This window comes from Neobacillus niacini, from assembly GCF_000759675.1.
In the GTDB taxonomy this organism is placed as follows: Bacteria; Bacillota; Bacilli; order Bacillales; family Cytobacillaceae; genus Neobacillus; species Neobacillus niacini_A.
The window spans coordinates 6,574-17,651 of sequence record NZ_BAWM01000043.1 but is presented as its reverse complement, the minus strand read 5'-3'; the positions used below and the strand labels follow the sequence as shown (position 1 = coordinate 17,651).

Here is an 11,078-nt window from a genome sequence, read left to right as displayed (position 1 = left end):
GGGGCGGCGTGGAGATGTACATTAAATGGTAAAATATGGAGTAGTAGCTAACTCCTTTATTTAACTATGCCTTCACGAAGCCAAAATAATCTGAACTCATTTAATTTACCCATAAATCCCAATACAAGGGTTATGAAATCCTGCGAATAAGTGAGCATTCAAGAGATATTCGTATCAAACTGAGGGAGTTCAATAAGGATATACGGTAAAATAAGGGTATTATGGTGAGGTGATTGTATGAATATAGGTAGCGAATATTTAAAAACAGTTATTCAACGATTTATGGATGCAAAAGTTACCGCTGAAAAAGCCTTAGAACAATTAACCGAAAGCGAATTATTTTGGGCTCCGAATGAAGAGTCCAATAGTGTCGCCATTATTGTGAAACATATGAGTGGTAATATGGTATCTCGGTGGACTGATTTCCTTACAACAGATGGAGAAAAAGCCTACCGAAATCGTGATGATGAATTTGTGGGAGATATTCAAACCAAAGAACAGATGATGGAACTGTGGGAATTTGGCTGGGATACCTTTTTTAACGCATTGAAAAGTATTGAAGATGAACAACTCTTAAAAATAATTACCATCCGAAATGAACCCCATTCAGTTATGGAAGCTATTGAACGCCAAATGTACCACTATTCTTATCATATTGGGCAAATAATTTATGTAGCAAAAATTTTAAAATCAGGTGATTGGAAGGCATTAACTATCCCTCGAAAAAAATAAAAAATTGATACTTCTTCAACTAACTGGGTGCTTTTGTACAATAAAACTTTTTATTAAGGAGCTGATGTTCAATCAGCTCCTATTTCAGTATTTGTCTGGATAGTTGCACAAGTATTTAGTAAATTTGATTAATGAAGCATATTTCTTAGTTGAATATTAAAAGCATTATTCAATAAAAAAACTGGCAATATAAAGGTGCAAAAATTGATAGGGAAATTTTATACCAAATAACTTTAGTAGGGACTTAGATTAAATTTTTAAAACAACTAATAATAGTTTAATTTTTTTTGTAACGTTTTTGTGTTTAAAGAGTCTTACATTTGAAAGCGTGGTGATAAGGTGACAGAATTTAATGAAGTTTATAATCAATATTTTGGTACAGTTTATAAATACGTATTTACTTTATGTAAAAATGCAACTCTTTCAGAAGACATTACGCAAGAAACTTTTTTCAAAGCACTAAATAGTATTGATACTTTTAATGGTGAATGTAAATTAAGTGTTTGGCTGTGCCAAATTGCTAAAAACTCTTTATATACACATCTGAAAAAAGAATCTCGTTTTGATCAAAATATGACTCTTGAAAAAATAACGGATGATAAAAGTTTTGAAGAAAGATTAGGTAATAAGGAGACTGCATTTCAAATCCATAAACTTGTGCATGAGCTAAATGAGCCTTATAAAGAAGTTTTTAGCTTAAGAACATTTGGGGAACTATCATTCTCACAAATTGGGGAATTATTTGAAAAGACAGAGAGCTGGGCAAGGGTCACGTATTATCGAGCAAAAACAAAAATAAAGGGGAGCATAACATGAAAATTTCTTGTGAAGTAATTAATGATTTATTACCACTTTACCACGATCGTGTATGTAGCAAAGAAAGTGTCATACTTGTAGAAGATCATTTATCAAGTTGTGAAAAGTGTCAAAAAGAACTTCAGTTAATGGATAGTGAATTAATTATTACAAAAGACGAAAAAGACGAGAAACAAACTATAAAAAAAATAGCAGACAAGTGGGAAAATGAAAAAATGAAATCATATAATAAAGCCTTAACTCGCATATTAAATATATTTGGAAGTTTATTCATCTTAGCAGGTATAGGTTGCTTGGTAAGTTTTAATATAATAGGCTCAAAAGTTTTACCTGATGGTACACTTTCAGAACCTTTCTTCTTAATCCCTATGGGATTTTTGATTGGATTTTTGGGCGTATTCACATTCGGTGTATCATTATTAGTTTTTGTTTATAGTAAAAAAATAAATAAGTAACTCATCTTCAATAAAAAATTTTCTTATACAACTAACGCATGCTTATGTTAAAAATGGGATGGCTGCGACGATCCCGTTTTCTTATTGTGCTAACGGGGCAGGTTAGTGAAAGAAGGATTTTGGTCAATTCGAGAGGAATAGTAAATTGTAAGCTATTTAATCAGGTAGTAGATGATAGTTATGAAGTTGTTTTTATGTATTGTTTTTAGTGGAATATTAGGGTTGAGTTTACTAATGATAATTCCTCCACAAATCGCTGGTGTTATTGCCTTCGGTATTATTGTAGGCAGCATTTTTAGGGGACTGTACTTATTACAGGATATACATAAAAAAATCTCTTCAGTTTTGCCAAATAGAGATAAGGTACAACAAGACGATTCATTGTAATATATGTTTGTGTTAATCAGGAAGGATTGAACGCTTTTAAAGAGACTCTTATTGAACAAACGGGGGCATTACTGGAACAACGGTAATGCTTTTTTTATTGAAGTGACAGGAGGGTAAACTACAACAAGAAATATGTATCTATATAATTTATCATAGAAGGAACTTAATTTTGAAGTATATAAAGTCGTTGTTGAACTAACTGGTGCGTTAATCCAGGAAGGGATTAACGCTCTTTTTGTAGAATTAATTGAACTAACGCAGCAGGTAAAGAAAGTAATTCACAAAAAAGGGGGATAAAAAGTGGATTTATTACTTTGGATAACTGTTGGTTTCTTTATAATCGGATTTGTTGTTCTCGCTTCTATGAAAAAAAGTATGGAAAGTAAGCTCGCTTTTATAAAAAGAAATATGGAAAGTAAGAAAAGTTCAACTAAATCCATAGTTTGGTGGATAGTGGGAACCACAGCTTGGGGGATAGTGAGTATGAATCTTATTGTGTGGTGCTTTTCTGCTAATTGAAGTAAAATTTAATGAGTTTTTGGCAATGGTTTTAGAGGGAAGTAGTTCATTTTTGTGAAGAAATGTACTTAAACAAACAGGTGCATTACTGGAACGAGGGTAATGCTTTTTTTCTTCTTCAAGTAACGATGCAGGATACTTTAATAGGTATTTTAGTTTTTTTGGGTAAAATGTTAAATGATGGAGGAGATGTTTTGAATAAATTTCTAAAAATCACACTTGGTGTTTTGGGTGTCATCTTATTAGGAATTGGACTACTTGTAGTTGCTTTTGTATTAGAAATGAAGCCTGATAAAGATGAAGAGGAAAAGATAAAGATTCAAGCGGAGCAATATTTAGAAGATAAATTTAATGATAACTTCGAGGTATATGACACTCTGTATGATAATATAGGAAACTTTGGATTTGAATATGCCGCTAAGGTTAGGGATAAGAAAGATAAGACAGAATTTTTAGTTTATTATGATAATGAAACAGAACAAATAGTTGACACATACATTGCTGATAAATGGGGGGATGATTTAGAAACTGAAATACGTCCTTTTATTAAAGAGAATTTTGGAAAAGCAACAGATTTCCATGTTTTCATTATCAATGATAAAATTGGGCAAGAATTGGGTATTGACCCTGTTAATCCTAAAAGTTATAAAGAATTTGATGTTGCACCTACCATCCGAATTACTGTTCATCAAAAAAGGAGCGACAGGGACGAAAAAATTCTCAATGAGTTCATATCTTTTCTAAAAAGCGAAGATAAATTGCAAAATGGTTCGGTTATTATGGAGTATATCGCTGAAAATGGTGTAATTTTAGATGATGAATGGGGTAAAGAATTTTAATTAGATCTTTTCTTCAATTAACGGGTTGCGTTCGTTGAAGAAGAAAACTAAAGACCACTTATATGTTGGTCTTATTTTTTGTTTACACAAACGGAACGCTTGTTCGTGTATAATGATAATGAGGAGATGATTCTAAATGGCAATTCGTGACCGTGGTAAAATGAAATGGCAGTCAGCTTCATTCTTACCGCTAGCTTTTGAAATGACAAGCGAAATGTTTAAGGACCAAGCTCGGACTGCTAAGCCAATATTAGACGAACATCAGACGGAAGAGTTCGACCTGCGTATAGCATACGCAACAGAATACAATCATGCGGTAAAGCTAACCGGAATATAAGCCTTTATGTTTTTTATCTTATCTAAATTAACGGGTGCTTAAATTAAAGAAGGGATGGCTGCGGCTAACGGGTTCCCTTTTGAGGTGCAAACATTGCAAATCACATCACATTTTTTGTCACTAATATCAATGCAATTCTCAATGGAATTCTCTAATTAAATAACAATAATAAACGCATAGAAGGGATAGCTTAATCGCTATCCCTTCATCTTAATTTCACTATCTAATCCCGTTGGTTGAAGAAAGTTGTTGTCTGTTTTTATTGAGTGTCTTCGTCGCTTTTGTACTCCAAAATATCACCTGGCTGACAATCCAAAGTCTTACATATCGCTTCTAATGTTGAAAAACGAACCGCTTTTGCTTTTCCATTTTTCAGAATGGAAAGATTCGACATAGTAATTCCAACCCTCTCCGAAAGTTCTGTTACGCTCATTTTCCTTTTTGCCAACATCACATCAACATTGATGATAATCGCCATGATATTCACCTCAGATCGTTAAATCATTTTCTGATTTTATATTAATAGCTTCTTGTAAAAGTCTTTGGAGAACAGCAGCAAAAACGGCGATCACCATAGAGGCGAAAATAATGACCAATCCGATTGGTATGAAACTTGGAGGGTCAATTCTTTTCGCCATGAGATAGTAGAGTGGCATACCTAGCAGGTACAAGGTACTAATCGTGATGGCACAGTATTTTATAATCTTTAAAGCCTTTACCGATAATTCCGAGAACGCTTGGTTCTTATCAATATAGCTTAAAAGTTTAAAAGCTTGATAAAGAGCAAAGTAAAAGGGCATCGCTGCCGCGTACATATCGATTAAAACGAGAGATTTCATATAAGGAATATCTGGATACAATTCTCCAGCAAAAATCCCGATCTTAGGCACCAAAAATATGCACAAAGCAAGAACTGCAATTCCAGCCAGAAAAATAATTACCTTTAAGAAAGTGGTTGAACCTCGTTTAACATTCATTTAAAACACCTCACTTAGTTAATGACAACATGATTTTATCATTTTATTTATCGTTTTACAATAAATTCGTATTGTTTTTTATTGTATTATTATTGTTACATGAAGTCCTTCGATATACTTGTTTCTTCGATCAAATTCATGAAGGACATTCAAATATTCCGAGTAAGACCCATCTGGATTCCCCTAATACTGCTTTTTCTTCAATAATAAACGCCATACAAAATTTTAAGAATAAACAAACGTATTATACATTGGGGTCTTTACTTGTTTGTTTTGGAGTTCTAATATTTTTAATAACCAGAGATATATAACTAACGAGTATTACACAATATGTAATGTGTTGCACACTAAACTTACGGGTGCGATTGTTCAAAAGAGTAGTCGTTTTTTGTGCTAAAGCAGGTTAGTTTAATAAAATCACCTTATTTGGTAATATATAGAAAATAAGAATAAAAACAAAGAAAGATATTAAGAGGTGGCTAAGTAAGAATGACAACAAATAATAAATCAGGTGAAAGTAAGAAGTTGTCTGGTCCTGAACAGGTAGCAGAATTTATGAACAACCTTGAACATCCACTTAAAGAAGAAATAGAAGAGGTTCGAAATATCATTTTAAGCACTGATGGTAAAATTACTGAACATATTAAATGGAATGCCCCTAGTTTCTGTTATGAAGGTGAAGACCGAATTACATTTAATCTTCATGGAAAAGGATTTATTCGACTCGTATTTCATTGTGGTGCTAAGGTAAAAGACCGAAAGACCAATGAACCTCTGATTGTAGATCCTAGTGGTATTTTAGAATGGAAAGCAGCTGACAGAGCTATGATGAAATTTACTGATAAAAATGATGTTAAAGCTAAAGAAGAAAAACTTAGAGAAGTAATAACAAAGTGGCTCAAAGTTGTTTAAGATGAATGATGCCCCTTCTTCCACTATCGGGTGCGATTCTTCAATAAAGAAGGATTGCTTATTCTTATTCTAGGTCAGGTTAAAGAGCGTTTAACAATGATACAAATAAATTTTTGCTTGAAAGTATTAGGCAAGATTTTGGCGAGGATTATTATAAGAAAGCTTTAAATGCAGTACAGAAACATATAGATAATTACTCTACTCTAGGAAAAGGGAATTTATCAGGTTTACAAAAAATTATAACTCAAATGAGATATTAGTCTTATTCAAGTAAAAGTGGGTCCTTTAGGAATAGGTTACTGCGGCAACCCTTTTCTTTTTGTGCTAAGCGGGCAGATAAGTTTAATAAGATACCATCCATCTGTTTAATTGAGTGCCTGCTCATGTTATAATGAGGAACTTAGGATAATTACGACTTTTACTTATAATTGAACGGATGCCAAGAAAAGCCTCCGCAAAGAGATAAAATATGGAGGTGTAAGAGAATGAATAAACGATGGACAATTGGTAAAATTAAAGAATTTGTTGAGAACAATTCGGAAAGTAAGTTGCTAACAACTGAATATCACGGTTTTTCTCAAAAGTTACTATTTAAATGTGCATGTGGTAGCAACTTTGAAAAAACATTTACGAAATTTAAAAATAATAACCAACGTAAATGTGACGTATGCCAACCGCCACAAGCTACACGATAACGTATAGCGAATAAACGAAGTGCCGATTTCTATTAAAGAGAAGTTGGCACTATTTTTATTTTATAGGGGTAATAAAAGTGGATGCGCTAAAGGGGGGGTTATACGTATATTCCTTCTTCAACAAACGGGTGCTTTACTACAACAACTGGGCTTGCTGATGCAGTCCTTTTCTTATTAAGCAAACGATGCAAGTTAGTTGAATAAAAGTTGCGTATCGTTTACGCAATTTTTATTCAATTTAACCTAGAAAATAGACAATCAAATGGCTTTCATATATCCTTATTTGTATTTTTGCAATAAGTTGTCAGGATTTCCTAACTTTTTCATAAGTTTGCGAATGTCTTCGGGTTTATTTTGAATAGTTCCATGAAATCGAGGTTCACCACGACCAGGATCAGCAATCGCAACAGCAATTGTATCTTTAGATACGTCTAAACCAGCAAATTTTTGTACATCCTTCATAATATTCGGCTCCTTTTCGTGTGTAGCACTACACTTGGTTTTTATTTTGGGTAGTAACATTATGACCAAGTGTGCAACCTACGTTAAGCGATGGGAGCCGTTTCGTTCATTATGACTAACGGGTGCAAGAGTTTAACAATGAGGTGCTGCGGCAGCTCATTTTCTTTTTGTGCAAACGGGTGCGATTATTCCATAATAATGATCTTAGTACATTGGGAAATAAAAAAGTTTTATTCACAACTTGTTTATATTCGGCTTTTTTTATGTTTATTTTGGTAAGACGCAAAATAGTTGAAGAAAGTTGTTAATGGAAAATTGGGATGGTGTAGTTGTTAAAACGGTGTTCTCTCTTATTTGAGAACATGTAGATCATTATGAGTCAGAGAAAATAATGTTTTACAGAAATTTGTACTTTTTTCCTTGACTGGTAGGTATTCGGGATTTATGATATAAATGATAGTGATAATCATTTTCATTTATGACATTAGAGGAGAGATATTAGTGAAAAATCAACTTGTAAGATTACTATTCTTTTTATTGGTTATTTCAATGTTATCAGCATGTGGTTCAACAGAAAGCTCAAAGAATAGAGAAGATGAGGAAAAATCAAAGGAAGATTCAGAGGAAATTATTATTACCCATTCCATGGGAGAGGCGACAATTAAGACTGATCCAAAGAGGGTAGTTGTTTTGGACCCAGGAGCACTGGATAATGTTCTAGCTTTGGGAATTACTCCTGTAGGGGCACCAACTATGCAACTTGATATGCCATTCCCTGAATACCTAAAAGATCAGACTGAAGATATTGAACATATTGGTACTGCGTATGAGCCTAATATTGAAGCAATAATTAAATTAAAACCAGATGTGATATTTGGTAACAAGCAATACCATGAAAAACTATATGAACAGTTGGAGGCGGTAGGGCCTACAGTAATTGTTGAAACTGCCGGTACTACATGGAAAGAAAACCTTAAGATACAGGCTCAAGCTCTTGGGTTAGAAGATAAAGCTGAAAAACTCCTGAATGATTATCATGGAAGAATCGAAAATTACAAAAGTTCTAAGGGGAAGGATGCAACTTCTACCGAAATCTCTCTATTACGAGCTAACACTGAAAATGTCATGGTTTACCTAAGACAGTCGTTCAGTGGATCGATAATTGAAGAGCTAGGATTTTCCCGACCTGTTTCCCAGCAAAAAGATGATTTTGCGTTAGAATTGAACAATGAAGCCATACCGGAAATGGATGGTGACTATATCTTTTGGTTTACAAGGGAACAACCGAATATAATAGATAGTTCCTTTTCTAATAGCCCTTTTTGGAATAACCTAGAGGCAGTGAAAAATAATAAAACGTTTAAAGTCGGATATGATACATGGCTTAGCGGGCTTGGTATTCAGGCTGCAAACAAAATAATCGATGATGTAGAAAAAATCATAGAATAACATTTCTTTCAAAAAAAATGTAAATGATAATTTGATTTATATTTTTGTTTAGTTTTGTTGCATTTTTTTTATTATTTTGAGTTTGTGAAACATTGTACTTAAACTAACGGGTGCAAGAGTTAAAGATGAGGACTGCTTCGGCAGCCCCTTTTCTTCTTGTGCTATCGAGTGAGTTTAGTTAAATAAAAAAAGGACTGACTATCGCTTAGTCAGTCAATTTGACCGAAGGTGCTTCCTTCGCGTCTACTATATAGTATTCAAGAGATATACAAGCTGTTCATAAATCTACGAATTTGTTGATAGTTTTTTTACTGCAATTTTCCATTGGCATCATTGTGTGAATTAGGACACCATTTCTTCTTCACTAACAGTGGCGATTCTTCAATAATGGAGATCGCTTTTTTTCTTATGCAAGTAACGGGGCAGGATAGTTTAAGTGAATTTCTTCACAAAGTTAATAAAAGCCAATCCTTACTAAGAAAAAGTTGGCTTTTCTAGGCACTATATAATTTTACTGTCGAAGTTGTATCATTCCTCATAATAATAATAATAATAAATATCCTTCTAATTTTTTCAGACACATCCGTTAAGATTTTTCCATCTTGGACCTCTTCCACCCTTTAGCTTGTTACCCATCATATACGTTTTGGTTACAATAACTATCTCCGATTATGTTCACAATTTTTAGTAGTAATTTTATCTAAATATACAATCCTCTCAATTAAAACACCCACTTGTTCCGCAATGATCTGAGGCGGACAAGGCATTCCATTTTTGAACCACCATTCTACGATTTCTAAATAAGCTCCCGCAATAAATCGAAGAAAAACCTCTTCATTTATTCCGTGATTTTTTCCTTCTGTTAAATTCACTTCACCCTTTAACACTTCCATGACAAACTCAAGGAACTGCCTACGGAAAGAAGGGGCTCCTTTACTGACTAACATTGTTGAAAAGAATAAATAATGACTTTCAAAGTATTCGAACCAGATTAGATTCCCATTGATAAAACCCATTTCAGATGCTGATTCAGCCAATTCCCTTAATTCGTTAATATGTTCCTCAATAATTTTATCCAGCAAATCAAATTTATCCAAATAATGAAGATAGATGGTTCTCCGGCTAACATTTGCCCTGTCGGAAATATCTTGTATCGTAATCTGGTCAAAACTTTTTTCAGACATTAGTTCAATAACTGCTTTTTTTATCGCTTCTTGAGATTTGAGTATTCTTCTATCGACATTAGACATTTTGGAAGTCACCAAACTTTCTTTAAAGTATTACACAATTTTAAACGATTTGTGCATTAATGCACGAATCGTTGATATTTAGCAATTGCAGAAATACTGCCTCTCTTTATTATTGTATACATGTGAGAATTAATTGATTGGTGTGTATTTTTAGGGACATCAAATTAATTCATAAAGGTAATAAAAATGATATGGGATTTATCACTCTAAAAAAATGTTGAGGGTAGAACGTTCTGTTAACTAGCGAACCGAACACCCCCTTAGGAGGGATTTTTCATGCTTAAGAAACGAGATCTCTATGAAAGTATCGAGCTATACAAACTCATGACGCATCCAGATGTCTTCCCTTTCGTCCGCCAAAAAGCTGGTTCATATTTAGAATTTTTATTTATTACAAAACAAACCATTGAGGCAGAAGAGAGAGGGGAATTGATATCCCGGACGATACTTGATGAATGGGGGTATCCAATCGGTACCATTACTTTATTCGATATAGAAGGTAATTCCGGGTTTTTAGGCACTTGGCTTGGAAAACCGTATCACGGTAAAGGTTATAATAGCGCTGCTAAAGACGCTTTTTTTAAAGAAATATTTTACGAACGGGGTATTGAATCCGTCTTTATGCGGATTCGGAAAGAAAATATCCGATCCATAAAAGCTGCCGAAAAACTGCCTTATGTTGTAAAAGCAAATGAAACAAGAAAATCAATGTACGAGAAATTAAATGCAGATAGAAATATCTATGATCTATATGAAATCTCAAAAGATCAATACACTTTACATCTATTAAGAAATAGTCCATCAAATAGATTTACAAGAACCCAATTAAAGGAGCAGTTTAATATCCCTTTGGCATATTTAAAAAGGAATTTTAATGAAATTCCTAGTAAGGATATTCATTTAGTTGTATCAAACCCACTTGAAAAAAATATTGGAATACGCTTCTTAAGAAAAAAAGGTTTTCGTGTTGTAGGATATACAATAATTAGCTGATATTGTCCTGACTGATGAGGAGTACAGCATGTTAAATAAACTTGTACATCATAACAATTGCAGAAAGAAGATTTTGACATAACTGCGGAATTAAAAAGTATGGCTAAAAAATATAAAAGTAACATGAAATTGAGGAAATAACAATGGGGATATCAATCAAATTAACCATAGGTGGAAAAGAATATACAGCGACATTAAACGATAACCGTACCAAATTGATACTGATAGATTGTGAAAAAATGCACTTAAACTAAA

Annotated in this window: 13 protein-coding genes and 1 pseudogene; 10 read left to right on the top strand and 4 right to left on the bottom strand. The window is 33.3% G+C overall.

The features are described 5' to 3' along the window. Positions 1 to 237 precede the first annotated feature (237 nt). The 6 genes from TR08_RS16990 to TR08_RS16960 all read left to right on the top strand — a co-directional run bounded on the left by TR08_RS16990 (position 238) and on the right by TR08_RS16960 (position 4,085). Entirely contained in the window at positions 238 to 732 is a 495-nt protein-coding gene (locus TR08_RS16990) for a DUF1572 family protein (protein WP_045520134.1), read from the top strand. 339 nt (positions 733 to 1,071) lie between these two features. Beyond that, positions 1,072 to 1,548, top strand: coding sequence for an RNA polymerase sigma factor (locus TR08_RS16985; protein WP_045520132.1), 477 nt, complete (start codon positions 1,072 to 1,074; stop codon positions 1,546 to 1,548). Next, a complete protein-coding gene (locus TR08_RS33960; protein ID WP_045520130.1) occupies positions 1,545 to 2,003 on the top strand; it encodes a DUF3955 domain-containing protein in 459 nt (152 codons plus the stop codon). Before TR08_RS16985 ends, TR08_RS33960 begins: the two co-directional genes overlap by 4 nt. Positions 2,004 to 2,690: 687 nt before the next feature. Beyond that, complete coding sequence (locus tag TR08_RS16970; RefSeq protein ID WP_045520128.1) at positions 2,691 to 2,909, top strand: hypothetical protein; 219 nt, start codon at positions 2,691 to 2,693, stop codon at positions 2,907 to 2,909. A 194-nt stretch (positions 2,910 to 3,103) separates the two neighbouring features. Beyond that, positions 3,104 to 3,748 (top strand): hypothetical protein, encoded by a 645-nt coding sequence (locus TR08_RS16965; RefSeq protein ID WP_045520137.1) that lies wholly within the window; start codon positions 3,104 to 3,106, stop codon positions 3,746 to 3,748. Positions 3,749 to 3,884: 136 nt separating this feature from the next. Then, positions 3,885 to 4,085: a YolD-like family protein gene (locus TR08_RS16960; RefSeq protein WP_045520126.1), complete on the top strand. Its 201-nt coding sequence runs from the start codon at positions 3,885 to 3,887 to the stop codon at positions 4,083 to 4,085. Between the two features lie 259 nt (positions 4,086 to 4,344). Here TR08_RS16960 and TR08_RS16955 read toward each other — a convergent pair whose 3' ends face one another. Continuing rightward, positions 4,345 to 4,563: a helix-turn-helix domain-containing protein gene (locus TR08_RS16955; RefSeq protein ID WP_045520125.1), complete on the bottom strand. Its 219-nt coding sequence runs from the start codon at positions 4,561 to 4,563 to the stop codon at positions 4,345 to 4,347. A gap of 10 nt (positions 4,564 to 4,573) precedes the next feature. Further along, positions 4,574 to 5,062 carry a DUF2975 domain-containing protein gene (locus tag TR08_RS16950; protein WP_045520124.1) on the bottom strand — a complete coding sequence of 163 codons (489 nt, stop codon included), beginning with the start codon at positions 5,060 to 5,062 and terminating at the stop codon, positions 4,574 to 4,576. A gap of 489 nt (positions 5,063 to 5,551) precedes the next feature. Here TR08_RS16950 and TR08_RS16945 point away from each other — a divergent pair, with 489 nt between their 5' ends. Together TR08_RS16945 and TR08_RS16940 are read left to right on the top strand one after the other, a co-directional pair. After that, complete coding sequence (locus TR08_RS16945) at positions 5,552 to 5,974, top strand: DUF1801 domain-containing protein (protein WP_045520123.1); 423 nt, start codon at positions 5,552 to 5,554, stop codon at positions 5,972 to 5,974. A 485-nt stretch (positions 5,975 to 6,459) separates the two neighbouring features. Continuing rightward, a complete protein-coding gene (locus TR08_RS16940) occupies positions 6,460 to 6,669 on the top strand; it encodes a hypothetical protein (RefSeq protein ID WP_045520121.1) in 210 nt (69 codons plus the stop codon). 279 nt (positions 6,670 to 6,948) lie between these two features. Here TR08_RS16940 and TR08_RS16935 read toward each other — a convergent pair whose 3' ends face one another. Next, a complete protein-coding gene (locus TR08_RS16935) occupies positions 6,949 to 7,131 on the bottom strand; it encodes a hypothetical protein (protein WP_045520119.1) in 183 nt (60 codons plus the stop codon). Positions 7,132 to 7,632: 501 nt separating this feature from the next. Between TR08_RS16935 and TR08_RS16930 the strand changes: the two genes are divergently transcribed. After that, positions 7,633 to 8,580 (top strand): ABC transporter substrate-binding protein, encoded by a 948-nt coding sequence (locus TR08_RS16930; protein WP_045520117.1) that lies wholly within the window; start codon positions 7,633 to 7,635, stop codon positions 8,578 to 8,580. Between the two features lie 659 nt (positions 8,581 to 9,239). Here the strand turns inward: TR08_RS16930 and TR08_RS16925 are convergent. Continuing rightward, complete coding sequence (locus tag TR08_RS16925) at positions 9,240 to 9,830, bottom strand: TetR/AcrR family transcriptional regulator (RefSeq protein ID WP_045520116.1); 591 nt, start codon at positions 9,828 to 9,830, stop codon at positions 9,240 to 9,242. Positions 9,831 to 10,106: 276 nt separating this feature from the next. On the opposite strand from TR08_RS16925, the pseudogene TR08_RS16920 reads away from it, so the two are divergent. Then, positions 10,107 to 10,628: pseudogene (locus TR08_RS16920) on the top strand (GNAT family N-acetyltransferase); the annotation flags it as partial. Positions 10,629 to 11,078 lie beyond the last annotated feature (450 nt).

Bases quoted from the DNA above. Each gene is read 5' to 3' on its own strand.
- TR08_RS16925 (WP_045520116.1), bottom strand. From the start codon at position 9,830: ATGTCTAATGTCGATAGAAGAATACTCAAATCTCAAGAAGCGATAAAA.
- TR08_RS16940 (WP_045520121.1), top strand. From the start codon at position 6,460: ATGAATAAACGATGGACAATTGGTAAAATTAAAGAATTTGTTGAGAAC.
- TR08_RS16935 (WP_045520119.1), bottom strand. From the start codon at position 7,131: ATGAAGGATGTACAAAAATTTGCTGGTTTAGACGTATCTAAAGATACA.
- TR08_RS16955 (WP_045520125.1), bottom strand. From the start codon at position 4,563: ATGGCGATTATCATCAATGTTGATGTGATGTTGGCAAAAAGGAAAATG.
- TR08_RS16950 (WP_045520124.1), bottom strand. From the start codon at position 5,062: ATGAATGTTAAACGAGGTTCAACCACTTTCTTAAAGGTAATTATTTTT.
- TR08_RS16945 (WP_045520123.1), top strand. From the start codon at position 5,552: ATGACAACAAATAATAAATCAGGTGAAAGTAAGAAGTTGTCTGGTCCT.
- TR08_RS16990 (WP_045520134.1), top strand. From the start codon at position 238: ATGAATATAGGTAGCGAATATTTAAAAACAGTTATTCAACGATTTATG.
- TR08_RS16960 (WP_045520126.1), top strand. From the start codon at position 3,885: ATGGCAATTCGTGACCGTGGTAAAATGAAATGGCAGTCAGCTTCATTC.
- TR08_RS33960 (WP_045520130.1), top strand. From the start codon at position 1,545: ATGAAAATTTCTTGTGAAGTAATTAATGATTTATTACCACTTTACCAC.